The organism is Brevibacillus sp. JNUCC-41 (assembly GCF_014844095.1).
Taxonomy (GTDB): Bacteria; Bacillota; Bacilli; order Bacillales; family DSM-1321; genus Peribacillus; species Peribacillus aracenensis.
Window position 1 is genome coordinate 2,883,461 of the sequence record NZ_CP062163.1, and the last position, 26,225, is coordinate 2,909,685.

A 26,225-nucleotide genomic window follows, 5' to 3' on the forward strand; every position below is an offset into this window, starting at 1 on the left:
AACCCTTCGCAAAAGAAGGTGAAATGAAGCTGGGGGTTTCACAATGGATGGATGTCAAACCTGTTGCGATGGATCGGTAAATGAATCGCCTTGTCTCGACTTGCTGCTGTCGTTCCAAGTAAGGGGGGCTTAGCCATTCGCCTAAGCATTTTACTAGTGTTGCGGATATGGAAAAGGGAATCGGCGTTTTAAGTGAAATACTATATAAATTAGCCTATTAAAGGAGTTGGTTAAAATGGCATATTCAGAATTGAATGCACCGATGAGAACGATCATGACACCAGGGCCGGTCGAGGTGGACCCGCGTGTCTTAAGGGCGATGAGCACGCCAATATTAGGGCAATTCGATCCTGCATTCACTACTATCATGAATGAAGTGATGGAAATGCTGCGTTTGGTTTTTCAAACAAAAAATAAATGGGCGTTCCCGATAGATGGTACCTCACGATCGGGGAATGAAGCGATTCTATGTAGCATCATTGAGCCAGGAGATAAGGTTCTAGTTCCTATATTCGGCAGGTTCGGTCATTTGTTGGTGGAAATTTGTGAGCGATACGGAGCTGAAGTCCATACGATGGAATGTCCTTGGGGGGAGGTGTTCGAACCGGAAGCCGTCATCGCGGAAATCAAGAAGGTCTCCCCTAAAATAACAGCAATCGTCCATGGGGAAACTTCCACTGGTTGTATGCAGCCTTTGAAGGAAATCGGGTTGGCTTGCCGTGAATTGGGAGTCCTGCTTGTGGTGGATGCGGTTGCCTCCATCGGGGGCACCGATGTAAAGGTGGATGAATGGTGTATTGATGGATTGATAGGCGGGACACAAAAATGCTTATCCGTTCCTTCGGGTATGGCACCGATTACGTATAATGAGCGAATAGAAGAAATCATCCAGTCCCGCAAAAAGGTGGAACGTGGTATTGCGACGGATGAAGACAACCAAAAGGTTTCGGTCCGCCGGCCCATCGCCAGTAATTATTTCGATTTAAGCATGCTGCAGGATTATTGGGGGCCGCGCCGTTTGAATCACCATACAGAAGCTACTTCCATGATTTATGCGTTACGTGAAGGGTTGCGCCTTGTACTCGAAGAAGGTCTGGAAACGCGCTTTGCCCGTCATGAACTCCACGAATCCGCTCTCGTTGAAGGGATCAAGGCAATGGGACTTACGTTATTCGGTGATGGGAAAAACAAACTTCCATGTGTAACTTGCATCGGAATTCCAAAAGGAATCGATGGTGAAACTGTTAGAGCCATGCTGTTGAATGAATTTGGTATCGAAATCGCTTCCTCGTTTGGTCCGCTTCACGGGAAAATTTGGAGGATCGGAACCATGGGGTTCAGTTGCAGGAAAGAAAACATCCTGTTTGTACTGGCCTCCTTGGAAGCTGTCCTTTTGCGCCAGGGGTTCCAAGTTAATCGGGGAGAGGCTTTGCAGGCTGCGCTTGATGTGTATGTAGGAAAAACGGAGAAAGTGGTAGCATCAGGGTCTCTTTGAGTAATTGATGTCCTTGTGCATCTTCAGCGAACCTGGCTGCGCTCATTGGGAAGGCTTTGAAACTCAGATCGCAAATGATGGCGGCGGGAGGCTGCACCACATATTTCGATATGCCATTGTATGGAACCCTTCACCAGTCGTTCGAAAAGCTCTCCTTGAAAAGGGCAAGCTCGGTGAGATGAAGTCGGTTATAGACTTTGGATTATGGAGAGGAATGATCCAGGGAAATATCGATGATTTAGTGGATCTCGCCAAATCCGGAGTCATTGGGTTTAAAGCTTTTCTCTCGGCGACGGGAAATGAGGAGTTTGAACGAGCGGATGATTTCACCCTTTTACGTTGAGACGTGTCCGCATTATTTATTATTCAATCAGGATGATTTAATAGAAAAAGCTCGGTTGCAAAATGCGCTCCCCCACTTAAGGGAAGAGAAGAACAAGAAAGATTGATTACCAATTTAATAGAAGAGAAATTCGATATGGTTTCTTCCGACCACTCACCATGCCCTTATGAACTGAAAGATCCTGCCATACATAATATTTTTGAAGCGTGTTCGCAAAACATAAGCAAAGCGTTTATATGGGCCCTACCTTTCCTTGCCTAATCACGGGTACCATTAATAATGGGAAAATAGTATATCAGACTGATGTAATAAGTGAAGGGGAGCGTGGGGATTGGTTAAAAGTGATGGATTCCGGTATTGCAGCCAATAACTAGGGAGAAGGCTTGGCAAATAAGGTTCTGGGCAATTGAATTCATTATAAGGGAGGGGATTCCGAATCGGGAATCCCCTCCTTTCTTTTTATCAGCTTTGCGTATGCATCATGGGCAAATCAAGGGAAAAGAAACCAGACAAGTGGATTGCTTGTCCGGTTTCAAACGTTACTTATTCAACGTGGTCGACGAAATATTGATTTTTCCTGAACACCATCGCTTCCATGGTTGCGATCAATTCCCTTTCATTTAACACGTCTATTTTATACCATGCCAGTTTATTGTTTTTCTTAATCTCTTTCGCTCTAGCGGTTAAAGTCTCCCCCCGTTTGCCAGCTGATAAGAAGTTGATGTTATTTGAAACGCCAACCGCTATTTTGCCATATGAATTGCTGGCTGCTGCGAACACATAATCAGCAAGTGAAAAGATAATGGCCCCATGAACCGTTCCATGGCTATTTAGCATGTGGTCACTAGGAATCAATTCTGCTTCCGCTGTGCCGGGACCAAGTTTCGTCAATCTCATCCCTAGAAAAGAAGCATATGGTTCGTCAACCAGTACTTGTTTGATTTGGTCATAATGCAATTCATGAACATCCTGATCTAAATGTGTGGTCATGGAAATCCCCCTCTTTTTAATGGTCTTTTGCTGAACTTATCCCATATCCGGTATTGGATTTGAACAGTACTTCAGGAAAACTGTTTTCCTCATCTTTTGCCTTTGACAGGATTGTACCTAAGTAGGCTCCAATAAAGCCAAGCGGTACGGTGAAAATGGTCGGGTTGCTCATCGTGAAGAGGGGATTGCCTGTGAAAATACCCATCCCAGGTTCCGGATTCCATACATTGGGACTGAGCATGACCAGTATGATGGAACTGAGTAACCCGAATAACATTCCTGTGATCGCTCCGGTTGCGTTGAAGCGTTTCCAATAAATTGTGCAAAGGATGATCGGTAAATTGGCACTTGCAGCAATTCCAAGCGCAAGGACTGAAAGAAAAGCGACATTCATTGATTGTGCAAATAAAGCAAGTAAAATCGAAATGACAGCTACTCCGACAGAAGCCATTCGGGCGACGAGTATTTGCTGTTTTTCCGTAATCTTTCCTTCCTTGATGATTTCACCGTATATATCATGGGCAAAAGCGGATGCTGACGTTAAAACAAGACCGGATACAACCGCTAAAATCGTGGCAAATGCCACAGCAGAAACGAATGCGAATAAAAACTCACCGCCCATGGTTAATGCAAGAAGGGGAGCGGCCATGTTTCCAGCCGAGTTTGCTGCGACGATCCGCTCAAAACCGACGAAGGATGCAGCACCGAAACCAAGGAAAATCGTCATGATGAAAAATATCCCTATAAACCATGTGGAATATACGACGGATTTCCTTGCAGTAGCTGCGTCCTTTACTGTAAAGAAGCGGACGAGTAAATGAGGAAGACCTGCTGCTCCAAGGACAAGCGACATATTAAATGAAATCATGTCGAGTCCATCGGTGTATTTATTTCCAGGATTCAAAAATTCCTTTCCGAGTGGTGTTGCAGTTTGGACATGATGGAACATCTCTGAAATGTTGAAATTAAAACGGGAAAATACGATGAACGTCAGCACAGCGGAACCGCCTAGTAAGAGAACCGCTTTGGTGATTTGCACCCAGCTTGTCGCTCTCATCCCGCCGAAAATCACATAAATCGTCATCAGCACACCGACAAGTAGGACGGATAGCCAATAATCGATGCCGAGCAGCAGTTTAATTAATCCCCCTGCACCAACAAGTTGTGCAATCATGTAAAAGATTGAAATGACAAGTGTATTGGCGGCAGCTATCCCTCGCACTTTTTTTGATTTGAAGCGTGCTGAAATCATGTCTGCCAGCGTAAACTTACCTAGATTGCGAAGTGGCTCCGAGACAAGGTACAATAAGACAAGAAAGGCAACAAGGTTCCCGATGCTCATGTAAAAGCCATCGAAACCAATCAGTGCGATTGCCCCTGTAATTCCCAGGAAAGAAGCGGCTGACATAAAGTCACCTGCTACGGCCAATCCATTTTGCCATGCTGTCAATCCGCCGCCGACAGTATAAAAATCACTGGCATTTTTCGTTTTCTTAGAAGAGTAATAGGTTATTGTAAGCGTTAACAAAATGATGCCCAAAAAAAGTGTGAGAGATAAAATGCTCATTCGCCAAGCTCCTTCTCATATTTTTTCAAGATATTTTTAGCCAGTTTGTCGTACTTCGCCGCTTTTTTGATATAGACAATTCCTCCCAACCATACAACGGCAAATTGGAGAAGTGCATATACCCATGCCCAAGTAATATTGAAAAAAGCTTCACCTTTCAATACTTCGCTATAAGCAGCTAAAATAGGCAGAACAAAATAAAAAGCAAGAAAGAAGAGAGTGACAGGTACGATGAAAGCTTTTTTCTTTTGAAGCAAATACTTGAATTCTTCTGTTTCAATTAATTGACGATACTTATTTCCGCTGTCATGTCCTGATGGTGAATGTTCAGTTTTAGCTGGTGATTCCATAGTAAGCCCCCTTTTTAGTGTAGTACGTTTTTAAAACGAATATTTGAAAAAATGATATATCATTGTTAAAATTAACATAGTCTGAAAATTTAGTAAATTGTTATTTTTGTTTGTTCGGTCATTTTTCTGAATTAAAAAACATTATTGACAACGTAGAAATGACGTATTAATCTTGAAATGAATCATAACAATAACTTAATCTCCGTTTTATTACCGTTATGTATATCGGGTGGGACAATAGTAAAATTAAGGGGGACTGAAACAATGTACAATCCGGAAATTGAAACGGCATCGCGTGCTGAAATGGAAAGCTTACAATTGGCTCGCCTAAAAAAAACGATAAGCCATGTATATGAAAATGTACCTTATTACAGAGAGAAATTCAGGGAGATGGGCCTGGAACCAGAAAATATACAAACCCTAAACGATGTGATAAAGCTTCCCTTTACAAAAAAACAGACTCTACGTGATCAGTATCCATTCGGTTTATTCGCCGTTCCGATGGAGGATGTCACTCGCATTCATGGTTCATCCGGAACTAGCGGAAAGCCTACAATTGTCGGGTATACGAAAAATGATTTGGAAAATTGGGCAACAATCGTCGCACGTGGAATTGTAGCAGCAGGAGGTCGCAAGTCAGATATTTTCCATAACGCATATGGATATGGTCTGTTTACCGGGGGCCTTGGTTTGCATTGTGGTGCAGAAAAGCTAGGAGTTGCGACAGTGCCCATTTCAGGGGGAAATACCGATCGGCAGATTACGATCATCAATGACTTTAAACCGCGCGGCATTTGTGGAACCCCTACTTATATTTTGAATATTGCCGAAAAGATGGAAGAGATGGGAATTAATCCTGCAGATAACGGGCTTGATTATGGGATTTTCGGAGCTGAGCCATGGTCAGAGGAAATGAGGGCAACACTTGAGAGAAAACTGAATTTGAAAGCCATCGATATTTACGGACTAAGTGAAATCATGGGGCCCGGCGTTGCGATAGAATGCCATGAAGCACAGAATGGACTGCATATCGCAGAAGACCATTTCCTTGTCGAGGTCATTAACCCGGACACGCTCGAACCAGTGGAGGACGGCGAAGATGGGGAACTTGTCTTTACCAGCCTTACAAAGGAAGCGCTGCCAATCATTCGTTATCGGACGGGCGATATCGCTTCAATTACCCATGAACCGTGTAAATGCGGGCGGACCACAACTAGAATGTCACGTGTTAAAGGCAGAACGGATGATATGATCATAGTCAGGGGAGTGAATGTATTTCCTTCTGAAATTGAGCGTGTATTATTCCAAATGGATGGAATTGTTCCTCATTATCAGATTCATCTCGTTAAGAAAGGGAAAATGGACGGTGTTGAACTGCATATTGAAATTGAAAGCGGTTTCTATAAGGAGATTGAAGAAGACTTATCGCATGGGAATGTAGAGATATTAAGGAAAACGATACAGCATCATTTGAAATCCACATGTCTTGTAACGATGGATGTTGTTGTCAACATTCCAAAAAGCATACCCCGTTCAGAAGGAAAAGCAATTCGTGTCGTCGATAAGCGGAAGGATGAAGTCATTAGTTTATAAATTCCACGCTCATGAACATGATTCTGACGTTCAGTATATGACTGCTCATGTACCGATTGAAATACGGGAAGCGAAAGAACTCGAACAAGTGGTGCGAAAACGCGATACATAAAGCGGATGCATTCGTGGTTGACCATGGGTTTAACCCTTATTGGAAGCGGAGATAAGGACCGATCATGAAATAGGGAAGGAGGAGGGCATCTTGGCTAAATATACAGTTGTTGATCAAGAAACTTGCATTGCCTGCGGTGCATGCGGTGCTTCTGCCCCGGAAATTTTTGATTACAATGATGAGGGGGTGGCGTTTGTCATCCTGGATGAAAATGAGGGAACTGCAGAGGTCGCGGAGGAGTTATTGGATGACCTGGATGATGCAATGGAAGGCTGCCCAACAGATTCAATTAAAGTGGAAACTTCGCCCTTTAAAGTTTTAGTGGATTAAAAGATTCGTGAAAAGCACTGATAATTTCCTTTTATTATGAAAAAAGACAGAATAGTCTTGCATTGAGTATAACAATAAAATATAATAACGTTATATAAACGTTATATTATAAAATGAGGTGATTTGGATGAACGTTCTTTTAAATGATATGGCAGGAGAAGAAAAGCTAAATCAATTCATTGCCAGAATCGAAGCAGGAGAAAAGATAGAAGCGGATGATTGGATGCCGGATGAATACCGGGGCACTTTAATCAAGTTAATATCGATGCATGGAATCAGTGAAATCATGGGGGCGCTTCCAGAAAAGGAATGGGTGCCTAAAGCCCCGACCTTAAATAGAAAACTTGGAATCATGGCAAAGGTGCAGGATGAAATGGGGCATGGGCAATTATTGCTTCGGGTTGCCGAGGATTTGCTAAAGCCGTACGGAAAAAAACGGGATGACCTAATGCAAGATTTGTTTAAAGGAGATTTAAAGTTTCATAATGTTTTCCATATGGAAGCCAAATCCTGGGGCGATGCTGGATTGATTGGCTGGCTGGTTGATGGTGCAGCCATCATTTCCCAGACGAACATGCTTGGCGCCTCATACGGACCTTATGCCCGGGCATTACAAAGGATTTGCGCGGAAGAAGTTTTTCACGCCCAACATGGTGAAGCGATCATCATGGCTTTGGCTGAAGGGACGGAAGAACAAAGGAAATTGGTTCAAGACTCCATCGATTATTGGTGGGAATCTTTATTACTTTTCTTTGGACCTCCCAGCAAGAATGAAGTGGGCACATCCAAACAGGATATAACGATTAAGTACAGAATCAGAACCAGTACGAATGAAGAGCTTCGACAAGCCTTTTTTTCTAAATATGTGAAGCGGATCCTTTCACTCGGTTTTAGCATTCCCGATGAAACGCTTAGGTTTGATAAAGCATCTGAAACCTGGATTTACAAACAGCCCGATTGGGGGAAATTGAAGGTGCTCGCAAGGAATGAAGGACCCCGTTCGCAGGATCGCTTAAGCCTTCGAAGAATTTCTTATGAAAATAATAAATGGGTACGTGAGGCGTTGGCGCCAAAGGTCATCTAATGAGGGGGGAAGGACGATATGGAAACTAGACAAGGAAATTACTTTGAAGAATTTGAAGTATTCAGCCGTAAAACGCAATCAGCACCCGTTCAATACCACTTCAGCCTGCTGGCCCCAAATGAGGATATCGCCATCATGATGGCACAAGAAAACTTTATGAGACGTGAAGCGGTTGATGATATCTGGGTCGTGAAAAGACGGAATATACGGAAAATGACGGTCGAGGAAAAGAAAACGCTTCAACGTATCGATAATAAAGATTACAGGACCACAAAAGGGTACGGGTATTTAAAGAAAAAATGGCGGAAGTATGAGCAGGGAATGCTCGATGAAAAAGAGATAATGTCTTGGGCTGGAGGTGTAAAAAATGAAGAATGAATCATTGAAGGACATCGCAATCAAGGAATTGCTGCTTCAACTGGCGGATGATGACTTCATCCATTCATACCGTGGTGCAGAATGGCTTGGACTCGCACCGCATATCGAAGAAGATGTTGCATCCGCTTCGATATCTCAAGACACGATGGGGCATGCAGCCATATATTATAAATTGCTGGATGAACTCGGTGTAGGTGATGCAGATAAACTGGCTCATGACCGTCCCGCAAAGGAACGGCGCAATGCGATCATTCTCGAATTGGTCAATGGTCCTGGTTACTATATGAAAGACCCGGAATATGATTGGGCGTTTGCGGTCGTGCGGAATTACTTTTATACCCAAGCCAAAGCGATTAAGGTTCGATCCCTTCATTCATGTTCATATGAACCGCTTGCTGAAGTGGCACAAAAGGTACAGATGGAACTTTACTATCATTTGATGCACTGGAAAACATGGTTCGTCCAATTGCTGGGATCTGGCCACTTGGAAGCGGTATCAAGGATGAAAGCGGCTATTGGGAAAACAATGCCGGATTTTGCCGGGGTATTTTCACTTGGGCAATATGGAGAGGAAATGGTGGAGCTTGGCTTGATAGAAGGCGAAGCTGACTTACAGAAAAAATGGATCGAGGCTATCACCCCAATTTTTGAAAGTGTAGGATTAGCAACAACTATTGAAATAGGCATGGCAAGAGGTGATGGCCGTAATGGCCAGCATACGGAAGATTTGGAAAAGGCGCTAGAAACGTTAAGTGAAGTGTACGCAACCGATAAAGCAGCTTCATGGTGAATCAATGAAAAGGGGAGGGGTACCATGTCGACCATACAGTTAAACATAGAAGAAATTTATAAGCTCCTGGAAGACGTTAAAGATCCCGAAATCGATACAGTAAGTATCCTGGATTTGGGGATGGTTGAAGACGTTAAGGTTTCGGGCCAGGACGTTTCGGTAAAAATGCTGCCAACTTTTCTTGGGTGCCCGGCATTGTCGATCATCCAAAAAAATGTGGAAACAGCTCTTCGACAGCTGCCTGCCGTAAGAAATGTAAATGTGGAATTTTTACGTTCCCCTTCGTGGACATCCGATCGAATTACGGAAAAAGGGAAAGCTGGATTGAAGGTTTTCGGAATCTCCCCTCCTCCTCGACAAATGAAAAGTGATGGGTCATGGCATGTGGATTGCCCATATTGTGAATCGACATATGTCACGATGGAAAATATCTTCGGTCCAACGGCCTGCCGCAGCATTTTATATTGTAAAGCATGCAAAAATCCGTTCGAAGCGATGAAACCGATGATAAAAATAATTTAATACAATGGAGGTTCTATAAAATGGTAAAGTTAATCGCCCTATACAAACAACCTGAAAACAAGGAAGAATTCGATGAGCACTATTTCAATGTACATGGCCCGATAACGGAAAAAATTCCAGGTCTCCAAAAAATGGAGGTCACTAAAATTGTAGGGACCCCAATGGGCAAAGACTCCGAGTATTACATTCTTTGTGAAATGTATTATGAAGACCACGACGCATTGCAGCAAGGAATGCGTTCTCCGGAAGGAAAAGCATCAGGGAAGGACCTAATGGGCTTTGCAGGGAAACTTGTAACGATGATGATCGGCGAAGAAATAAAATGAATGCGCTTCAATTCATTGAAACGTCAATCGCGGAAGGCATTGGTTATATCTCTTTAAATCGGCCGAAACAACTGAATGCCCTTAACAGGAAAATGGTCAGGGAAATAGTTTCAACCATGGAGGATTTCGACCGGGACCCACAAGTGAAGGTGATTTTGCTATCGGGCAATGGGAAAGCATTTTCCGCTGGAGCTGATATCGACGAGATGGTGAACGACAGCCCAATCAGTATGGAGTTAACGAACCAATTTGCCGATTGGGACCGGATAAGCCTAGTCAAGAAGCCTGTAATTGGTGCGGTGAAAAGTTTTGTATTCGGCGGTGGTTTTGAACTTGCATTATCCTGCGATTTCCTGATTGCCGCCAGCGATACCCAGTTTTCCTTTCCGGAAGTGACACTAGGAGTCATGCCTGGTGCAGGAGGAACCCAAAGGTTGACGAAATTGGTGGGCAAGACGAAGGCACTTGAATGGATGTTGACGGCTGAAAGGATAAAGGCAAAGACAGCCCTGCAATATGGTTTCATTAATAAGATCGTGGCACCTGAATTGTTAATGGAAGAAACGGTTGATTTTGCTAGAAAGATAGCAAAGCAACCCCCGTTAGCAGTAAGGCTGATCAAAGAATCCGTCAATAAGGCAGTTGATTATCCCTTATATGAGGGCATGCAATTTGAACGGAAGAACTTCTATATTCTTTTTGCATCAGAGGACCAAAAAGAAGGAATGAAAGCATTTGTTGAAAAAAGGGAGCCGAAATTCACAGGCGGATAAGGGGTGCTCTATGTACGAAACGATCAAATATGGGGTTGAAAATGGAGTGGCTTGGCTTACTTTGAACCGTCCTGATAAACTGAATGCCTTTACGTCCCAAATGAATAAGGAAATACAGAAAGCGATCAAAGTATCTGCGGGGTCGGATGAAGTGCGGGCCATTATCATTACAGGGGAAGGCAGGGCCTTTTGTTCGGGACAAGATTTATCGGATGTTGATGAAGGCATGAATTTAGGCCAGGTGCTGCGGGAAGCCTACGGTCCGATGATGGAGCAAATAGCAAACTGTGAAAAGCCGATCATTGCCGCAGTCAATGGAGTGGCTGCAGGGGCTGGCTTCAGCCTAGCACTGGCGTGCGATTTTCGGCTTGTTTCTGAAAAAGCCAGTTTTGTAAATGCTTTTGTCAATATCGGATTGATACCTGATTCGGGGAATCTGTATTACCTTTCGCGGATCGTTGGTCATGCGAAAGCCTTGGAATTATCTTTATTGGGGGAAAAGGTTCCGGCTAGCGAGGCGAAAAATATCGGGCTCGCTACAAAAGTGATCGGTGTGGAAGAATGGAACGAGCAATTGAAAGCCTTTGCAGAGAATATCGCGAACAAGCCAACGAAAGCAATCGGGTTAATTAAAAGATACTTAGAGGCGTCCTATCACCTTTCATTGGAAGAATACTTAAAAGAAGAAGCGGAGGGTCAGCGAATTGCTGGCTTAACGAAGGATTATGCAGAAGGTGTGGCAGCATTCATTGAAAAAAGGAAGGCTCAATTCATAGGCAAGTAATATAGAAAAGGGAGTGGGATTACATGGTAAGAGTTCAAGAGGCGGCATTTGAAAAAGCGGAAATGAAGCGTGATTATTATCATCTGATCATTAATGGGGAAAGAGTGGAAAGCTCTGATGGTTCCACGATTGATGCGTACAATCCTGCAACTGGTGAAATCATTGCCAAGGTTGCAAAGGCAACAAGGGAAGATGCAGAAAAAGCTGTTCAAGCTGCACGTGAAGCATTTGATAATGGGAAATGGAAGAGGACTCCGATTAATAAGCGTTCTCGTGTATTGAACAAAATTGCAGCAATCATGCGTTCACGCTTTAATGAATTGGTTGAATTGGAAGTTCTGAACAGCGGCAAATCCATTTCTGCAGCACAAGGCCAAGTCATGCAGGCAATTGAAGATTTCGAGTTTTATGCAGGCGCATTGGTTGCACACCGCGGATCTGTCAATAATGTACCTGGTCAATTCCATAACTATACGGAAAAAGAGCCAGTAGGTGTTTGTGCTCAAATCATCCCTTGGAATTACCCTATGATGATGGCAGCGTGGAAAATTGCACCTGCAATTGCAGTTGGCTGTTCGGTCATCGTTAAGCCAGCTTCGTTAACGCCATTGACGGCAATTGTATTAGGGGAAATCTGTTTAGAAGCTGGTGTTCCTTCCGGTGTGGTCAATATCATTCCAGGCCCAGGATCGGACGTAGGGAATTACCTTGTCGAGCATCCGAAAGTGAATAAGGTTGCCTTTACGGGTTCTACGCCAATCGGCAGGGATCTCATGGGCAAAGCTTCACAGACATTAAAAAGGGTGACATTGGAGCTTGGCGGGAAGTCCCCTAATATTGTCTTTGACGATGCAGACCTTGAAGCAGCCATCGATGGATCATTATATGGCATATTCTACAATACTGGACAATCTTGCGAAGCTAGATCCCGTTTATATGTACATGAAGACATATACGACGAATTCGTTGCCAGATTCGTGGAAAAAACGAAAAAATTGAAATTGGGCAATCCGCTCGACAAAGAAACACACGTCGGTGCAGTCATAGATCAAGGGCAATTGGATGTCATCGACAATTATGTGCAATCTGCCATTACTGACGGTGCGAAAATCCTGACAGGAGGAAAGCCAGCTGTCATTGAAGGATTCGAAAACGGTTATTGGTATGAGCCAACGGTCATAGCTAATGTCAATCATGAAATGGATGTAGTGAAAGAGGAAATATTCGGGCCGGTCGTTGTCATAATGAAATTCAAAGATGAAAAAGAAGCCGTGAGACTCGCAAATGATACGGAATTCGGTTTGGGTTCGGCTCTTTGGACAAAAGATGGCGGGCGTGCGACTAGAGTGGCCAATCAAATAGAAGCGGGAATCGTCATGGTGAATTGCCCATTCTCAGCATTTCCTGGAACACCTTTCGGAGGGTATAAACAATCAGGATTCGGCCGGGAACTTTGTATTGAGACACTTGATCTTTATACAGAAACGAAAAGCATCATTTCCTATCATGGAAGCCGTCCCTTAAATCCCTTTGGAATTCAATAAAACATAAAATAGGTGGCTGGCTGATCGGTATGTCGGAAAAGTAATTCAGGAATGGATGAATGCTGATCTGATTCATCGTAGCCAGCCCTATTTATTTTTGAAGGAGGAATGAACGAATGATTAGAAATCTAGTGATTGTCGGATCTGGTGTCATGGGCAGGGGAATAGCTTATGTTGGAGCAACAGGGGGCTTTAATGTAGTACTGGTGGATGTGAATCAGGATGCTTTGGAAAGTGCAAGAAAAGAGATCGATGGAATTTTTGAGAAGGGTGTACGCTACCAAAAAATCACCCAGGAAGAAGCGGCAGCTGCAAAAAGCAGATTTTCCTATTCTTCCAATTTGAAAGAATCAGCAGCATATGCGGACTTGATCATAGAAGCAGTTCCGGAAAAGGCGGAAATTAAAAGGGCGGTCTTCGAAACGATTGAAGTCCATGCAAAAGAAGACTGTTATTTTGCAACCAATACTTCCACGATGAGCCCGACCGAAATTGGTTCTTATGGAAAGCGTCCTGAAAAAACGATTGCCATGCATTTTTTCAATCCGGTGCAAAAGATGCCGCTCGTTGAAATTGTACGTGGTCTTGAAACCAGTGATGAAACGGCAGCCATAATAAAAGAGGTAGCCGGAAAAATGGGGAAGGAAACCGTGGTCATTAATGAATTCCCTGGGTTTGTAACTAGCAGGATCAGCTGTTTGGTTGGTAATGAAGCGTTCTTTATGCTTCAAGAAGGTTTAGGTACGCCAGAAGAAATCGATAAGGCAATAAAGTTAGGGCTGAATTACCCAATGGGACCATTTGAGCTAGGTGATTTGGTGGGATTGGATGCCCGTTTGAATAATTTAAAATATTTACATAGTAAACTTGGTGAAAAATACCGCCCGGCCCCCCTTCTTGAACAGTATGTTAAAGCTGGCAGACTCGGCCGTAAGACAGGTAAAGGTGTGTACGATTATACAAAAGATGGCGAGCTGGTGAAGAAATGAAGGATGTTGTGATTATTGATGCTGTGAGAACACCAATCGGAAGATATAAAGGAGCTTTGAAAAGCGTTCGCCCGGATGACCTCGGTGCAATTGTAATCAAGGCGCTGACCGATCGCAATCCAGAGCTGCCGCCGGATCAAATTGAAGATGTCATCTTCGGGAATGCAAATCAAGCAGGAGAGGATAATCGCGATGTGGCCAGGATGTCCGCCCTTTTAGCTGGTCTTCCGGTAAATGTGGCTGGTACGACAATAAATCGTTTGTGTGGATCAGGATTGGATGCCGTCATGTATGCTGCACGCTCCATTGCTGTAGGTGAAGGCGATATTTATATCGCAGGCGGTACCGAAAGCATGACAAGGGCGCCATACGTCATGGCCAAACCTGAGAGTGAATTTCCGCGGGGTTCAATGGAGCTTCAGGATACAACAATCGGATGGCGCTTCACGAATGAGAAACTTAAAGAAATGTATGGTACGGATTCGATGCCTCAAACGGCTGAAAACGTCGCCCAGCGTTTTTCGGTTTCAAGGGAGGACCAAGATCAATTCGCATATCAAAGCCAGCAAAAAGCGAAAAAAGCAGTGGAAAATGAGCGTTTCATTAATGAAATCGTACCTGTTCGATATACGGATCGTAAAGGGAATGAAGTCATTGTCGAGAAGGATGAGCACCCTCGTCCTGACACGACCATCGAAAAGTTGGCAAAACTCAAACCGATCTTTAAAGACGGCACTATAACGGCCGGTAATGCTTCAGGCGTAAATGATGGAGCCTCGGCATTACTTTTGATGAGTGCAGAAAAAGCACGGGAGCTTGGATTGAAACCTCTGGCCAAATATGTAGTAGGGGCGGTAGCGGGATTAGAACCGTCCATTATGGGCCTTGGCCCGATTCATGCCACCAAAAAAGCATTGGAGAGGGCAAGTTTGACGATTGAAGACATCGGGCTAGTGGAATTGAATGAAGCATTCGCATCCCAATCCTTGGAGTGTATCCGCCAATTGAAAATGGATCATGAGAAAGTGAATGTCAACGGCGGGGCAATAGCGTTTGGCCATCCGCTCGGTGCAAGCGGGGCGCGTATTTTAACGACGCTCGTCCACGAAATGAAAAAGCGGAATGTCCGCTATGGTCTTGCGACGATGTGCGTAGGCGTTGGCCAAGGCATTTCCGCCATTATAGAAAATATTGAAAAAGATTGAAGATGGTGGTCGGCCCTTATTAGTTTTATCTGCATAAGGGTCATTTTTTTAAAGGGGGAAGAGACTCATGTCCAAGGTTATATATAAAGTGATAAATCAAATCGGCTATGTAACAGTGAATCGGCCCGACGTACTGAACTGCTTCGACTATGAGACACTTTGTGAACTGCAGGATGTCATCGATGCAGTTCATTATGACGGCGATATCCGTGTTGTCATTTTTACCGGTGCAGGGGAAAAGGCCTTCAGCGCGGGCGCGGATTTAAAAGAAAGGAAGTCTTTGAATGATGCGGAAGTAAGAAGGAACGTTAAAGCGATTCGCGATGTTTTTAATAGTATTGCAGGGCTTCCACAGCCAACGATAGCTGCCGTCAATGGATATGCATTGGGGGGAGGATTTGAATGGCTGCTTTCATGTGACTTTGCAATTGCTGCCGAAGGTGTTTCTTTGGGGCTCACTGAAACTAGCTGGGCCATTATTCCTGGGGCAGGAGGTACACAGCGGCTGCCGAGATTGATTGGGGAAATGAAAGCGAAGGAATTGATCTTCACCGCTAAAAAACTGACTGCAGAAGAGGCATGTCAATTAGGGATCCTTTTGAGGGCCGTGCCAAGGGATCAACTTATGTCAGCCTGTGAGGAATTGGCAGCCAATATCATGAAAAATGGGCCGATTGCAGTTAAACAAGCCAAATATGCGATTGACCAAGGAATGAATACGGACTTGCAAACCGGAATGGCCATAGAGGGAAAGGCCTATGAATTGACCATCCCGACTCAAGACAGATCGGAAGCGCTCCTGGCATTTAGTGAACGGAGAAAAGCACGATTTACTGGTGAATAACATTGCGCTTTCTTTTTAAAAAGATATAATAATTATTATGTCTTCCGTGTGAAAATAGTAACAATGTAAGGGCGAGGTGAGAAAGATAGGTACTAACACTCAATCCATGATTTTTACGATATACGGCGATTATATCCGTAACTATGGAAATAAAATCTGGATAGGCAGTTTAATTCGTTTATTGAAGGAATTCGGCCATAATGAGCAGGGCGTACGTGTAGCCGTTTCACGAATGGTCAAGCAAGGATGGATCCAGTCAGAGAAGCAGGGAAATAAAAGCTATTACTTTTTGACTGATCGCGGTGTGCAGAGAATGGATGAAGCGGCCAATCGCATATATAAGATGAAACCGAATGAATGGGACGGTAAATGGCGTATCTTAATGTACACGATACCTGAAGATAAGCGGCAATTACGGGATGATCTCCGTAAAGAATTATTATGGAGCGGGTTTGGCAGTTTTTCAAGTGGTTGCTGGATTTCCCCTAATGATTTGGAGAAGCAAATCAATCGTTTGATCGAGAAATATGACATCAAAGAATATGTTGATTTTTTCATTTCGGAGTACAAAGGCCCTAAAGAAAACCAATCGCTTGTAGAGAAAAGCTGGCATTTGGAAGAGATTGAAAATAAATATGAAGAATTCATCGAGAAATACAGCAAACAATTCATCGTTCATCAAAGCATTATTAACAGGGGCGAAATGTCCGATGCCGATTGTTTTGTGGAACGAACGAACTTGGTACATGAATACCGTAAATTTTTATTTATCGATCCAGGCCTGCCAAAGGAACTTCTGCCTTCAAAGTGGAATGGGAACCATGCTGCTCTTTTATTTAGCCAATATTATCAAGTCTTGGCTGAACCAGCAAGCCGTTTCTTTGAAAGCGTATTTCAGGAAAATAATGATTTATGCCGGAAAGACGAAACCTATGATGCCAAGGATCATCCACTTATCATTAAGTGAAAAAGAGCTTCAGCCAGTCGCTAATGACGACTTGCTGAAGCTCTTTTCACATTAACTTTTCGACTTTTGCAATAATTAATCAAGTATACCTTTGAAGTCTTTCCCTTTTTGAACATATGTATCGATAGAAAGTTGAATCAATTCAAGATCTTTATTATTCAATCTGCGAACCACTTTTCCTGGGGAACCGATCACGAGTGAACGTGGAGGTATGATTTTGCCAGAGGAAATCAATGTGTTCGCTCCGATGATGCATTCTTCACCGATCTCTACATTATCCAATATCGTCGAACCCATTCCAATAATGGATCGTTTGCCTATTTTACAACCATGCAGGATAACATTGTGACCAACCGTCACTTCGTCTTCAATGACAACTGGGCACCCTTCAAATAAGTGAATGGTGGAGTTATCTTGTATACTGCATTTTTCTCCTATCGTTATTGAATCCTCATCACCGCGCAGTACGGCATTAAACCAAATGGTAGAGTCTTTCCCAATCGAAATATCACCGATTAAATGAGCGCCAGGTGCCACGAAAACAGTATCATCAATGGATGGTTTTTTATTATTATACGGAATAATCATAGTCTCGCTCCTTTTTGAAAAAGTCAGAATTGTTTTTCTAATGAATATAGTATAACATTAAATTGACAGGGAGGGATAAAAGTGAAATATATTTGTGAACTTTTTGCGATAAAATATCCTATTATACAAGGCGGCATGGGGAATATAAGCAATGCAAGTCTTACGGCTGCAGTGTCCAATGCAGGGGGACTAGGGACAATAGGGTGCGGTACCATGAATCCTGAACAGGTAGAAGCCATCATTCTCGAAACCAAAGAAAAAACCAATAACAATTTTGCGCTGAACATTCCAATAAACGTTAGTCCATATACTGATGAGTTAGTGAATCTTGTCCTGAAGCATGATATACCTGTAGTTTCCTTATCTGCAGGAAATCCTGCCCCTTTCATTCCACTATTACAAAAAAAGAATGTAAAAGTGATCGCCATCGTCGCTTCGGTCAAGCACGCGCAAAAAGCGCAAGCTGCAGGGGCTGATGTGTTGGTCGCAGAAGGGTTTGAAGCTGCTGGCATCAATTCGAACCTGGAAATGACGACCTTTACACTCATTCCGCAAATCAGCAAGCATGTGACCCTTCCGGTTTTGGCCGCTGGCGGAATAGGCAATGGACAGGGTTTGGCGGCTGCATTGATGCTGGGGGCTTCAGGAGTCCAATTAGGAACCAGGCTGATCGCTACACAAGAAGCACCGTTCCATCCGTCATATAAGCAGAAACTAATCGAAGCGATGGGTAATGACACGGTAATTTTGGGCAGAACACTTGGCCAGGTCAGAAGAGTATTGAAGGATCCATATACCGAGAAGGTCCTGGAATTGGAAAAACAGGGACTGTCTCCTGTGAATTATCGTGAAATGACCTCTGAAGTCCATCATATTAATGGGGCGATGAACGGGGATGTTAACAATGGATTCATGAACAGCGGCCAGGTCGCTGGATTGATTGACGATATACCCACTGTTAAGGAATTACTTGATGGCATGATGAAAGATGCGAAAAAACAAATGGAGAATGGATTGAGCAAGCTCTCTGCCCCTTTTATGATTTGAGAGCGGAGTGAGCCAATCTTATCATTAGTTCATGGGTTTACTCCTTGGTAATTTACCGAAAGCTTGAGGTCAATTCGTCCTCAAGCTTTTTTTCATTTCTGGACCATTTGAAATTATATGATCATTCTTTACAATCTTAAATCTAATGTGAATAGCCCGATAACATAAAATGGACTCCATAAGGTACATTGTTTTAGGATAACATTTTAGAAAAATGTGATTGAACTTGTGATACAATGGAAAATGTCTCTTTTGAAATCAAGGGATGCCTAGAATCAAGGTGCACCCCTTTTATATGTAATAAAAGTTAGAAAAGGGGAAAAGTCTATGGAAACTTTAATAATGGATATGATTGAAGCATTTAAATCTCTATCCTATTTCGGTGTGTTGCTAGCTTTGACTTTCGAATTCATTCCTGCTGAAATCGTTTTGCCACTGGCTGGATACTGGGTTTATCAAGGTGATATGAATTTATACTTGACTATCCTTGCCGGTTCGATCGGTGGGGTAACGGGCCCATTGACGCTTTATGCTTTAGGCAAATATGGCGGGAGACCGCTTGTATTAAAGTTCGGGAAATACTTTTTGATCAAAGAGGAGCAGTTGAATAAGGCTGACCGATTCTTTGAAAGGTTTGGTGGGGGAATTGCCTTTTTGGGACGGTTTGTACCAGGAATTCGTACCGCCGTTTCGCTGCCATGCGGCATGTTGAAAATGAGTATTTGGAAATTCATTTTATATACCTATATGGCGATGCTTCCCGTTACAAGCGTTTATGTTTATCTAGGGTATAAGTTAGGACCGAGGTGGGAGCAGGCAGGAGCCATCTTTTCACAATATGCGAATTTCTTGCTTATCCCCATCGCACTTATAATCATTTGGTTCATTATGAAGACTCAAAAACAAAAGCAAAGACAAAAACTAAAAGTCAATTCATAACAAAGAAGGCGCCTTGATCAGGCGCCTTTTTGATTTATGTCATTATTAGCAGCATCCGCCGAATCCGCCGAATCCCCAACTGCATCCGATGATGATCAACAAGATGAATAATACGATCAGCAATGCAAATCCGTTATCGAAACCACCGAATCCGCCGTCGCAACATTCGTTACAATTTCCACCCATTTGATTTCCTCCTCAATACATAATATGCATTACATACCTAGCAAAACATCTTTACCGGGAATACTTCATACTATGTATTCTAGGCCGAAGTGTTTGCTTATTCATAAAAAATGGGCGTGGGCAATAAGGGGGAAATAAGCCCGAATATTTTTTTGATTTCCTTTTAAATGTTATAATATACCATGTGGATTGTGAGGGAAGGGAGCTGAACTAAGTCATGAAAGTTGCCATTATAACCGATGTGCATGGAAATGCTTCAGCGTTAAAAGCCGTTCTTAAGGATATTGATCAAAGAGAAGATATAGATCGTCTCTATTGTTTGGGAGATATGGTCGGGATTGGCCCTGATACAAATGAAGTCCTTGAACTTTTATTTTCAAGAAATGATCTATCGATGATAACTGGAAATCATGATGAAGCTGTCCTGGCCATCATTAACGGGGAGCCGCATCCGGACGGTCATATTCATGTAAAGGAGCATCATGAATGGATAGCTGATAGGATGCAGCGGAAATTCATAAATGAATTGGGGAAATTGCCTCGAACCATACATCATATCATTAATGATCACTCCGTTTACTTCACTCATTATCACATGGAATCGAAGAAATTGGATGAGCACATAAGCCAAAATCCATTTAGTAAAATAGTTGAACCGAATTTAAATAACTTAGAAATGCTTTTCAAAGATCAACATCACGATTTAATAGGATTTGGACATCATCATCCTATCCACCTCTTTAAAAATGACCGAACGATATTCCTGAACCCTGGTTCTCTTGGATGCAATGGTGAACCAGTTGCACCTTATGCCATTGTCACGATTGAAAATACAGGTATACAGGTAAAGCTTGAAAAAGTCGCCTATGATAATACATCGTTCCTATTATCGTATCAAAGTTTACAAGTTCCAGAGCGTGAATTCATTATACGTGCCTTCCATGGCGGGCAGCAGACCTAACACGTTTATAAATGAAGAAGTATGGGAAAATGTTGAGCATAAAGGTACATGCCTGTGGATACGATAATAGGCAAACATCATGATGCTGGAGGTACGTTATGAAGGAAAAGGAACTGGAACAGGTAAGCCAAGGGCAGGAAGAGATGGAACGGCATAGTCTTGTCTGTAATGATGAATTGTTTAATAAGGATCTGCACGCCATTGTCGATGACACAATGCAAGAGGATAGATAAACGGGGAAAACGCTGCAGGAAATGTCTGTAGCGTTTATTTTTACTTTGGAATGGTTGAAGGCTGAATTTCGGTTTTTCGGATAAGATCCCGTCCTGCTTGTTTTCACTACCCCCTTTCTTCCAGTGGATCCCGGAAATGAATCATTTGAAACCATTCTGGATTTATCCCATACTATATATAAGTTTCAAATCCGAGAGGAGGGATGGCATGGGACATCATCATGGTCACGCCCATGATCATGGGCACGGACACCACCATTCTAATAATAAAAAAGCATTGTTGGCATCTTTCTTATTAATCTCGACATTTATGATAGTCGAGGTCATTGGTGGATTCTTGACAAATAGTCTGGCCTTACTGTCAGATGCAGGTCACATGCTTAGCGATGCGGCAGCTTTAGGACTTAGTTATACAGCGATCAGGTTAGGGGAAAGGAAGGCGACATCTTCCAAATCGTTTGGATATAAACGGTTTGAAATCATTGCTGCTTGTTTGAATGGATTGACCTTGATCGTCATATCCGTATTCATTTTCGTAGAGGCGATTAAGCGGTTCCTGGATCCCCCTGAGGTGCAAAGCTTGGGAATGCTGATGATTTCAATCATCGGCTTACTTGTTAATATCATTGCGGCCTGGATTTTAATGAGCGGAGATAAGGAAGACAATCTGAATGTACGGAGTGCTTTTTTACATGTTATGGGTGATATGCTTGGATCTGTGGGTGCCATTGCGGCCGCCCTCTTGATTTATTTTTTCGATTGGGGAATTGCAGATCCGATTGCGAGCGTCATAGTCGCGATTTTAATTATTATCAGCGGTTTTAGGGTAGTGAGGGATTCTTTTCATATCTTGATGGAGGGCACACCGGACCAAGTCGATATGGATGAAGTGAAAGCATCCTTGATCGGATTGGTTGGAGTATCCGATGTCCATGATCTCCATATCTGGACGATCACGTCTGGTTTTTTGACAATGAGCTGCCATGTTGTCATAAATGAGAGCGGTAATCACGATTCAGTTTTGGCAGAAGCGCAAAAACTACTTCACGATCGGTTTGGAATCGAACATAGCACGATCCAAGTGGAAAGACAGGAAGCGGGCTGTCCCAATCCACACGAGACATGTAATTGAAAAGGGCTGGCTCAGTATAGAGCCAGTCTCTTAAAAGTTTAAATAAGAAAATCATAGTTTTTCCTGTATGATTATTAGGACCATTTAGCAGCATTCCTGTTAAAATGACTAAGTGAAAACATCGGTTAATTTTACTGCGAACATAATCCTGACACATAAAAAGGGTAAGATTGAGGAAAAATGCTTGGTGTTTTTAATGGTTAGCATATGCAAAATGTTTCCACTATAATTCAGGAAGGAGGAATCCATAAATGAAGAAAATTCTTGTAGTAGAAGATGAAATCGCCATATCGATGGTATTGAAAGCATATTTGGAACGGGAAAGTTTTGATGTAGTCCAAGTTTACGATGGGCTAAACGCCATTCCGGTATTCGAAGAAACGAAGCCAGACCTTGTCCTGCTTGATGTCATGCTACCGGGTAAGGAAGGCTGGGATATATTGAAGGAAATTCGGGAGAACGATACATGTCCGGTTATCATGTTGACTGCACTGACAGATGTCGATTACAGATTATCGGGATTTAAGTCAGGTGCGGATGATTACATCTCCAAACCTTTCGTTGCCGAAGAAGTCGTGGCCCGGGTGCATGCCGTTTTAAGAAGGTCCTCATCGGTCGATACGGAAGATGGTCATGTACATGAGTTTGGGAGTTTAACCATCGATGATCTTTCTTATATGGTGCATTTGAATGGGGAAGAGATAAACTTGACGCCACGTGATTTGTCGCTGCTCGTTTTTTTCGCTAAGCACCCTAATCAAATTTTCACGAGAGAACAGCTGCTCGACCAAGTGTGGGGCATGGATTATGACGGCAGTGACCGTGCGGTGGACCTGGCGATCAAACGGATCAGGAAGGCGATAGATGCATGGCCTGTAACCGAGGGGGAAATAAAAACATTGCGTGGATTGGGGTATCAATTGAGTGTCTATGAAAACTAAAAAAAGAACCACTTTACAACGCTATTGGACTAAGAGATACGTATTGACCTTGATTTCCGGTTTGATCTTATTGTCTGTTTTTTCCTTATGGTGGATGGAAAAAACGGCTTTGGAATATAGGCTTAGCCTTCTTAAGTACTTAGCTGATGAAACATCCGACCGGGCGATTAAGGATAATGGTCAGATTGTCGTTGGTCCGATCCTTTCGGAAATTGTAGAGGAAAGGGAGAAAATCCTTCATCTGAACCAACAGCCAATCATCTATATCGTCGATCCCGATGCCACCATCATATATACGATGCCACAATTGTATATAGATCCGGATGAAAATAAACTCCCGGATGTCATCATGAAAAATACGGAGTTAATCCAGAAGGTCAAGATTTCCGACAACAAAGTGTATGTCGTCAAATCCCCCATTACGTTTAATGATGAGACAAGAGGCTGGGTGGTCATTGCACAGGAAGAAGGGGCATTGAAGGAAATCAACCAAGACCATGGCTTGTTGGCGATCATGATTGGAGGCCTGCTGATTCTGGGAACGGGAGTCATTTATTTTCTTTCCAGGCAGATTTCACGTCCCATCCAAGACGTAGCTAACGCCGCTGTCCAAGTTCGTGAAGGCAACTATGATATCCATTTCAAAGAGGAAGAGGAAATCAAGGAAGAAGAAATTTATGAACTGATAGAATCATTTAAGGAAATGACCAATCGATTGAAGGTCATGGAGAAGTTACGGGCGGAATTGCTTGCAGGCGTAACCCATGATTTGAAAACGCCAGTAACATCCATTAGCGGACTGATACAAGCGGTTAAGGATGATGTCGTCAAGGGAGAGCAAAGTAAGGAATTCCTCGATATTTCCTTGAAGGAAACTCAACGTTTGCAAGGTATGATAGAGGATTTACTCAATTATAATGCCATATCGGCAGGTGCTTTTAAAATTCGGCTGCAAAAAGAGAATATCAATATATTCATTAAGGAAATCGCCTATCGCTGGCAGGTGACCCAGGATGATGATCAAGCGTTCGCTCTTGAGATAAAAGTTCCTGATGAACCGGTCTTTGGTCAAATTGATTCATTGCGGATGCAGCAAATCGTCATTAACCTTTTGAATAATGCCAGGCATGCACTTGATGGCAAAGGGAAAATAGCGATCCACCTTTATGAAAAGGATGAAGAAAGAATCTGCATTGATGTACTGGACAGTGGCCGGGGGATCCCAAAACATGAACAACAATTTGTGTTCGAACCATTTTATCGTGGTGAAAACAAAAAGTTGAAGGTACGTGGTTTAGGTTTGGGACTGCCATTCAGTAAGATGCTCGCAAAAGCGCAAAAGGGTGATCTAGTACTTAAGGATAGCGATGAACAAGGCACCACCTTCACGATTGTCATAGAGAAAGCGGATCAGGTATAAAAAAGGGTTGTCCGATGTAATGGACAACCCTCTTATTATGCAGGATGCTAACTATTAAGCCAATTGGCTGATTGCACGCCATAATTGTACATGACGGACCTTCCTTGGAAGGAAGCGTCCCATTTCTTCTTCATTATATCCTGCATGCAAATTCTTATGGTCGAAAATGATTGGCCGGCGAAGTAAATCCGGGTTATCTTGAATAAGCTTACAAAGATCATTAAGCGGTGTATTATTTATATCGATATTCAGGCTTTTGAATTTTTTGGAACGGGTTGAGATGATTTCATCTGTCCCGCCTTCCGTTTTACGTAAAATCTCTTTTATTTCTTCTATAGAAAGAGGTTGGGAATATAGGTTGCGTTCATTAAAGGAAATTTCGTTCTTTTTAAGCCAAGCTTTTGCTTTACGACAGGCTAGACTGCTTGGAGTAGTATAAATTGTTACCATTAAAATCGACTCCTTCAAAGTTTTCAAGTTTATTGGAATGAAATTATTTTTATATTTGTGATACTCTTACTTTAACGTTTCTTTGTGTCAGCAAGATGTCAAGAAAAATAAACTTAAATGTTATTTTAAAAAGAAAGGGAGAAAATGAAATGAAATCTGCCTTTAATGAAAAAGAAGCCATTTGGGTAATGATGCCGAACAAGGATCTACATGGGCCGATATTTAACAGTGTTGTGCGGATAGTATCATGACAGGGGATTTTTGGTCACCAGTCAGGCTATCGATACAAGTAGCGGGACTATCGGGTATCCTTGTTTTCATTTTAGGAATTATCCTGGCACGAATGATGGCTAAAAAGCGATTCAGGGGAAGGGTCCTGTTGGAAACAGCGTTTTTATTGCCGCTTGTTTTGCCGCCTTCCGTCGTTGGGTTTTTATTGATTGTAATTTTTGGCAAGAGTGGGTTGCCGGGACAATTCATTGAAAGGGTTTTTGATCAGCCCCTGATGTTCACGTGGTGGGCGGCGGTCATTGCATCTACCGTGGTAGCGTTTCCGCTTATGTACCAATCCGCTAAAACGGGTTTTGAAGGTATAGATGAAGAAATCGAAAATGCGGCAAGGGTTGACGGGGCGGGCGAGTTGAGGTTGTTCCTGAATGTATCCCTTCCATTGGCGGTCAAATCCATCGTCACAGGTGCCATCTTGAGTTCTGCTCGTGCGTTGGGGGAATTCGGAGCCACACTCATGTTTGCCGGAAACATTCCCGGACAGACACAAACCATACCGACTGCGATTTATATCGCCATGGACTCCGGGAATATGACATTAGCCTGGCTATGGGTTGCCGTAATTATTGTCATTTCATTTCTTATGCTTTTTATCGTGACCTACATAAAGTGAATGCTTTTTCTCGAAAATACTTATGAAAAAGTGGGGTGAGGCTTCTATGTCTTCTCTATGTGTGAAGCCGTTTTTTTCGTAAAGGTTCCGTGCAGGCAGGTTCATTTTACCGGTTGAAACGGAAATCTTTTCCCAATCGCCTTGTAATTGAAGAGCAAGCAACAGTACATCCGCGATACCCTGCCGAAAATAATCAGGATGGACGATCATTCGGCAAATCAGCATTTGACGATTCTCTTTTGAAAAAGATAGTGCACCCACTAACGCATCACCCTTTAAGTAGCATAAGAACGTTTCATGACAATGAATGAATTGTTCATATGTTTCCAATAGAGGAGGTATATCGGCAAAACCGATCATATCCGCTTCCACCTTATAGGCCTCTTTTTGAAGTTTAAAAAGCTGCTGGCCATATTCTGAGTCCAGATCCCGAATTTTCAT

At 42.9% G+C, this 26,225-nt stretch carries 30 protein-coding genes and 1 pseudogene; 24 read left to right on the forward strand and 7 right to left on the reverse strand.

What is annotated here, in order from left to right; all coding sequences use genetic code 11:
- Positions 1-235 precede the first annotated feature (235 nt).
- Both JNUCC41_RS13990 and JNUCC41_RS27430 read left to right on the forward strand, forming a co-directional pair.
- Positions 236-1,495 carry a pyridoxal-phosphate-dependent aminotransferase family protein gene (locus tag JNUCC41_RS13990; protein WP_192203527.1) on the forward strand — a complete coding sequence of 420 codons (1,260 nt, stop codon included), beginning with the start codon at positions 236-238 and terminating at the stop codon, positions 1,493-1,495.
- A 22-nt stretch (positions 1,496-1,517) separates the two neighbouring features.
- A pseudogene (locus tag JNUCC41_RS27430) lies at positions 1,518-2,015 on the forward strand (hypothetical protein); the annotation flags it as partial.
- Between the two features lie 366 nt (positions 2,016-2,381).
- Here the strand turns inward: JNUCC41_RS27430 and JNUCC41_RS14000 are convergent.
- From JNUCC41_RS14000 to JNUCC41_RS14010, 3 genes are read right to left on the reverse strand one after another with little or no spacing between them, the layout of a single operon-like run.
- Positions 2,382-2,828, reverse strand: coding sequence for a PaaI family thioesterase (locus tag JNUCC41_RS14000; protein WP_192203529.1), 447 nt, complete (start codon positions 2,826-2,828; stop codon positions 2,382-2,384).
- A 16-nt stretch (positions 2,829-2,844) separates the two neighbouring features.
- A complete protein-coding gene (locus tag JNUCC41_RS14005) occupies positions 2,845-4,395 on the reverse strand; it encodes a solute symporter family protein (protein WP_192203530.1) in 1,551 nt (516 codons plus the stop codon).
- Positions 4,392-4,745: a DUF485 domain-containing protein gene (locus JNUCC41_RS14010; RefSeq protein ID WP_192203531.1), complete on the reverse strand. Its 354-nt coding sequence runs from the start codon at positions 4,743-4,745 to the stop codon at positions 4,392-4,394. Before JNUCC41_RS14010 ends, JNUCC41_RS14005 begins: the two co-directional genes overlap by 4 nt.
- A 264-nt stretch (positions 4,746-5,009) precedes the next feature.
- Here JNUCC41_RS14010 and JNUCC41_RS14015 point away from each other — a divergent pair, with 264 nt between their 5' ends.
- The 14 genes from JNUCC41_RS14015 to paaX all read left to right on the forward strand — a co-directional run bounded on the left by JNUCC41_RS14015 (position 5,010) and on the right by paaX (position 16,986).
- Entirely contained in the window at positions 5,010-6,338 is a 1,329-nt protein-coding gene (locus JNUCC41_RS14015) for a phenylacetate--CoA ligase family protein (RefSeq protein WP_192203532.1), read from the forward strand.
- A gap of 202 nt (positions 6,339-6,540) precedes the next feature.
- The gene (locus tag JNUCC41_RS14020; protein ID WP_192203533.1) at positions 6,541-6,780 is read left to right on the forward strand and encodes a ferredoxin; all 240 of its coding nucleotides are present in this window, start codon (positions 6,541-6,543) and stop codon (positions 6,778-6,780) included.
- 127 nt (positions 6,781-6,907) lie between these two features.
- Positions 6,908-7,864, forward strand: a complete 957-nt coding sequence (paaA, locus tag JNUCC41_RS14025) for a 1,2-phenylacetyl-CoA epoxidase subunit PaaA (protein WP_192203534.1) — start codon at positions 6,908-6,910, stop codon at positions 7,862-7,864.
- Between the two features lie 18 nt (positions 7,865-7,882).
- Complete coding sequence (gene paaB, locus JNUCC41_RS14030) at positions 7,883-8,242, forward strand: 1,2-phenylacetyl-CoA epoxidase subunit PaaB (protein ID WP_192203535.1); 360 nt, start codon at positions 7,883-7,885, stop codon at positions 8,240-8,242.
- Positions 8,232-9,032 carry a 1,2-phenylacetyl-CoA epoxidase subunit PaaC gene (paaC, locus tag JNUCC41_RS14035; RefSeq protein WP_192203536.1) on the forward strand — a complete coding sequence of 267 codons (801 nt, stop codon included), beginning with the start codon at positions 8,232-8,234 and terminating at the stop codon, positions 9,030-9,032. The genes paaB and paaC overlap by 11 nt, the downstream gene beginning before the upstream one ends.
- 24 nt (positions 9,033-9,056) lie before the next feature.
- Positions 9,057-9,554: a 1,2-phenylacetyl-CoA epoxidase subunit PaaD gene (gene paaD / locus JNUCC41_RS14040; RefSeq protein ID WP_192203537.1), complete on the forward strand. Its 498-nt coding sequence runs from the start codon at positions 9,057-9,059 to the stop codon at positions 9,552-9,554.
- A gap of 20 nt (positions 9,555-9,574) precedes the next feature.
- Positions 9,575-9,880: an EthD family reductase gene (locus JNUCC41_RS14045; protein ID WP_034314904.1), complete on the forward strand. Its 306-nt coding sequence runs from the start codon at positions 9,575-9,577 to the stop codon at positions 9,878-9,880.
- A complete protein-coding gene (locus tag JNUCC41_RS14050) occupies positions 9,877-10,653 on the forward strand; it encodes an enoyl-CoA hydratase/isomerase family protein (protein ID WP_192203538.1) in 777 nt (258 codons plus the stop codon). The genes JNUCC41_RS14045 and JNUCC41_RS14050 overlap by 4 nt, the downstream gene beginning before the upstream one ends.
- 10 nt (positions 10,654-10,663) lie before the next feature.
- Complete coding sequence (locus JNUCC41_RS14055) at positions 10,664-11,437, forward strand: enoyl-CoA hydratase-related protein (protein ID WP_192203539.1); 774 nt, start codon at positions 10,664-10,666, stop codon at positions 11,435-11,437.
- 23 nt (positions 11,438-11,460) lie between these two features.
- Positions 11,461-12,981, forward strand: coding sequence for an aldehyde dehydrogenase family protein (locus tag JNUCC41_RS14060; protein ID WP_192203540.1), 1,521 nt, complete (start codon positions 11,461-11,463; stop codon positions 12,979-12,981).
- Between the two features lie 116 nt (positions 12,982-13,097).
- A complete protein-coding gene (locus JNUCC41_RS14065; RefSeq protein WP_192203541.1) occupies positions 13,098-13,970 on the forward strand; it encodes a 3-hydroxyacyl-CoA dehydrogenase in 873 nt (290 codons plus the stop codon).
- Positions 13,967-15,175 (forward strand): 3-oxoadipyl-CoA thiolase, encoded by a 1,209-nt coding sequence (locus JNUCC41_RS14070; protein ID WP_192203542.1) that lies wholly within the window; start codon positions 13,967-13,969, stop codon positions 15,173-15,175. The genes JNUCC41_RS14065 and JNUCC41_RS14070 overlap by 4 nt, the downstream gene beginning before the upstream one ends.
- Positions 15,176-15,242: 67 nt before the next feature.
- A complete protein-coding gene (locus JNUCC41_RS14075; RefSeq protein WP_192203543.1) occupies positions 15,243-16,019 on the forward strand; it encodes an enoyl-CoA hydratase-related protein in 777 nt (258 codons plus the stop codon).
- Between the two features lie 85 nt (positions 16,020-16,104).
- Positions 16,105-16,986 (forward strand): phenylacetic acid degradation operon negative regulatory protein PaaX, encoded by an 882-nt coding sequence (gene paaX, locus JNUCC41_RS14080; RefSeq protein ID WP_142244574.1) that lies wholly within the window; start codon positions 16,105-16,107, stop codon positions 16,984-16,986.
- Between the two features lie 75 nt (positions 16,987-17,061).
- On the opposite strand, the gene JNUCC41_RS14085 is transcribed toward paaX, so the two are convergent.
- Positions 17,062-17,574 carry a gamma carbonic anhydrase family protein gene (locus JNUCC41_RS14085; RefSeq protein ID WP_076367452.1) on the reverse strand — a complete coding sequence of 171 codons (513 nt, stop codon included), beginning with the start codon at positions 17,572-17,574 and terminating at the stop codon, positions 17,062-17,064.
- Positions 17,575-17,655: 81 nt separating this feature from the next.
- Here JNUCC41_RS14085 and JNUCC41_RS14090 point away from each other — a divergent pair, with 81 nt between their 5' ends.
- Both JNUCC41_RS14090 and JNUCC41_RS14095 read left to right on the forward strand, forming a co-directional pair.
- A complete protein-coding gene (locus JNUCC41_RS14090) occupies positions 17,656-18,621 on the forward strand; it encodes an NAD(P)H-dependent flavin oxidoreductase (protein WP_192203544.1) in 966 nt (321 codons plus the stop codon).
- 327 nt (positions 18,622-18,948) lie between these two features.
- Entirely contained in the window at positions 18,949-19,560 is a 612-nt protein-coding gene (locus tag JNUCC41_RS14095) for a DedA family protein (protein WP_192203545.1), read from the forward strand.
- Positions 19,561-19,605: 45 nt separating this feature from the next.
- Here the strand turns inward: JNUCC41_RS14095 and JNUCC41_RS14100 are convergent, their stop codons facing one another.
- A complete protein-coding gene (locus JNUCC41_RS14100; RefSeq protein WP_192203546.1) occupies positions 19,606-19,746 on the reverse strand; it encodes a YjcZ family sporulation protein in 141 nt (46 codons plus the stop codon).
- A 217-nt stretch (positions 19,747-19,963) separates the two neighbouring features.
- Here JNUCC41_RS14100 and JNUCC41_RS14105 point away from each other — a divergent pair, with 217 nt between their 5' ends.
- From JNUCC41_RS14105 to JNUCC41_RS14120, 5 genes are all read left to right on the forward strand, one after another.
- Complete coding sequence (locus JNUCC41_RS14105; RefSeq protein WP_192203547.1) at positions 19,964-20,707, forward strand: metallophosphoesterase family protein; 744 nt, start codon at positions 19,964-19,966, stop codon at positions 20,705-20,707.
- Positions 20,708-20,805: 98 nt separating this feature from the next.
- Entirely contained in the window at positions 20,806-20,940 is a 135-nt protein-coding gene (locus JNUCC41_RS27085) for a hypothetical protein (protein WP_286182057.1), read from the forward strand.
- Between the two features lie 208 nt (positions 20,941-21,148).
- Positions 21,149-22,072: a cation diffusion facilitator family transporter gene (locus JNUCC41_RS14110; protein WP_192203548.1), complete on the forward strand. Its 924-nt coding sequence runs from the start codon at positions 21,149-21,151 to the stop codon at positions 22,070-22,072.
- Between the two features lie 251 nt (positions 22,073-22,323).
- On the forward strand, positions 22,324-23,013 hold the full coding sequence (locus tag JNUCC41_RS14115; RefSeq protein WP_192203549.1) for a response regulator transcription factor: 690 nt from the start codon (positions 22,324-22,326) through the stop codon (positions 23,011-23,013).
- Complete coding sequence (locus JNUCC41_RS14120; RefSeq protein ID WP_228467657.1) at positions 23,003-24,433, forward strand: HAMP domain-containing sensor histidine kinase; 1,431 nt, start codon at positions 23,003-23,005, stop codon at positions 24,431-24,433. Before JNUCC41_RS14115 ends, JNUCC41_RS14120 begins: the two co-directional genes overlap by 11 nt.
- 54 nt (positions 24,434-24,487) lie before the next feature.
- Here JNUCC41_RS14120 and spx read toward each other — a convergent pair whose 3' ends face one another.
- Positions 24,488-24,883: a transcriptional regulator Spx gene (gene spx, locus JNUCC41_RS14125; RefSeq protein ID WP_034314875.1), complete on the reverse strand. Its 396-nt coding sequence runs from the start codon at positions 24,881-24,883 to the stop codon at positions 24,488-24,490.
- Between the two features lie 247 nt (positions 24,884-25,130).
- On the opposite strand from spx, the gene modB reads away from it, so the two are divergent.
- The gene (modB, locus tag JNUCC41_RS14130) at positions 25,131-25,784 is read left to right on the forward strand and encodes a molybdate ABC transporter permease subunit (protein WP_192203551.1); all 654 of its coding nucleotides are present in this window, start codon (positions 25,131-25,133) and stop codon (positions 25,782-25,784) included.
- Here the strand turns inward: modB and JNUCC41_RS14135 are convergent.
- Positions 25,746-26,225, reverse strand: coding sequence for a GNAT family N-acetyltransferase (locus tag JNUCC41_RS14135; RefSeq protein ID WP_228467658.1), 480 nt, complete (start codon positions 26,223-26,225; stop codon positions 25,746-25,748). The genes modB and JNUCC41_RS14135 overlap by 39 nt on opposite strands.

What these genes read in the sequence shown, in the direction of transcription:
- JNUCC41_RS13990 (WP_192203527.1), top strand. Translation starts at nt 236, where the DNA reads ATGGCATATTCAGAATTGAATGCACCGATGAGAACGATCATGACACCA.
- JNUCC41_RS14000 (WP_192203529.1), bottom strand. Translation starts at nt 2,828, where the DNA reads ATGACCACACATTTAGATCAGGATGTTCATGAATTGCATTATGACCAA.
- JNUCC41_RS14005 (WP_192203530.1), bottom strand. Translation starts at nt 4,395, where the DNA reads ATGAGCATTTTATCTCTCACACTTTTTTTGGGCATCATTTTGTTAACG.
- JNUCC41_RS14010 (WP_192203531.1), bottom strand. Translation starts at nt 4,745, where the DNA reads ATGGAATCACCAGCTAAAACTGAACATTCACCATCAGGACATGACAGC.
- JNUCC41_RS14015 (WP_192203532.1), top strand. Translation starts at nt 5,010, where the DNA reads ATGTACAATCCGGAAATTGAAACGGCATCGCGTGCTGAAATGGAAAGC.
- paaA (WP_192203534.1), top strand. Translation starts at nt 6,908, where the DNA reads ATGAACGTTCTTTTAAATGATATGGCAGGAGAAGAAAAGCTAAATCAA.
- paaB (WP_192203535.1), top strand. Translation starts at nt 7,883, where the DNA reads ATGGAAACTAGACAAGGAAATTACTTTGAAGAATTTGAAGTATTCAGC.
- paaC (WP_192203536.1), top strand. Translation starts at nt 8,232, where the DNA reads ATGAAGAATGAATCATTGAAGGACATCGCAATCAAGGAATTGCTGCTT.
- paaD (WP_192203537.1), top strand. Translation starts at nt 9,057, where the DNA reads ATGTCGACCATACAGTTAAACATAGAAGAAATTTATAAGCTCCTGGAA.
- JNUCC41_RS14045 (WP_034314904.1), top strand. Translation starts at nt 9,575, where the DNA reads ATGGTAAAGTTAATCGCCCTATACAAACAACCTGAAAACAAGGAAGAA.
- JNUCC41_RS14050 (WP_192203538.1), top strand. Translation starts at nt 9,877, where the DNA reads ATGAATGCGCTTCAATTCATTGAAACGTCAATCGCGGAAGGCATTGGT.
- JNUCC41_RS14055 (WP_192203539.1), top strand. Translation starts at nt 10,664, where the DNA reads ATGTACGAAACGATCAAATATGGGGTTGAAAATGGAGTGGCTTGGCTT.
- JNUCC41_RS14060 (WP_192203540.1), top strand. Translation starts at nt 11,461, where the DNA reads ATGGTAAGAGTTCAAGAGGCGGCATTTGAAAAAGCGGAAATGAAGCGT.
- JNUCC41_RS14065 (WP_192203541.1), top strand. Translation starts at nt 13,098, where the DNA reads ATGATTAGAAATCTAGTGATTGTCGGATCTGGTGTCATGGGCAGGGGA.
- JNUCC41_RS14070 (WP_192203542.1), top strand. Translation starts at nt 13,967, where the DNA reads ATGAAGGATGTTGTGATTATTGATGCTGTGAGAACACCAATCGGAAGA.
- JNUCC41_RS14075 (WP_192203543.1), top strand. Translation starts at nt 15,243, where the DNA reads ATGTCCAAGGTTATATATAAAGTGATAAATCAAATCGGCTATGTAACA.
- JNUCC41_RS14085 (WP_076367452.1), bottom strand. Translation starts at nt 17,574, where the DNA reads ATGATTATTCCGTATAATAATAAAAAACCATCCATTGATGATACTGTT.
- JNUCC41_RS14095 (WP_192203545.1), top strand. Translation starts at nt 18,949, where the DNA reads ATGGAAACTTTAATAATGGATATGATTGAAGCATTTAAATCTCTATCC.
- JNUCC41_RS14100 (WP_192203546.1), bottom strand. Translation starts at nt 19,746, where the DNA reads ATGGGTGGAAATTGTAACGAATGTTGCGACGGCGGATTCGGTGGTTTC.
- JNUCC41_RS14105 (WP_192203547.1), top strand. Translation starts at nt 19,964, where the DNA reads ATGAAAGTTGCCATTATAACCGATGTGCATGGAAATGCTTCAGCGTTA.
- JNUCC41_RS27085 (WP_286182057.1), top strand. Translation starts at nt 20,806, where the DNA reads ATGAAGGAAAAGGAACTGGAACAGGTAAGCCAAGGGCAGGAAGAGATG.
- JNUCC41_RS14110 (WP_192203548.1), top strand. Translation starts at nt 21,149, where the DNA reads ATGGGACATCATCATGGTCACGCCCATGATCATGGGCACGGACACCAC.
- JNUCC41_RS14115 (WP_192203549.1), top strand. Translation starts at nt 22,324, where the DNA reads ATGAAGAAAATTCTTGTAGTAGAAGATGAAATCGCCATATCGATGGTA.
- JNUCC41_RS14120 (WP_228467657.1), top strand. Translation starts at nt 23,003, where the DNA reads ATGAAAACTAAAAAAAGAACCACTTTACAACGCTATTGGACTAAGAGA.
- spx (WP_034314875.1), bottom strand. Translation starts at nt 24,883, where the DNA reads ATGGTAACAATTTATACTACTCCAAGCAGTCTAGCCTGTCGTAAAGCA.
- modB (WP_192203551.1), top strand. Translation starts at nt 25,131, where the DNA reads ATGACAGGGGATTTTTGGTCACCAGTCAGGCTATCGATACAAGTAGCG.
- JNUCC41_RS14135 (WP_228467658.1), bottom strand. Translation starts at nt 26,225, where the DNA reads ATGAAAATTCGGGATCTGGACTCAGAATATGGCCAGCAGCTTTTTAAA.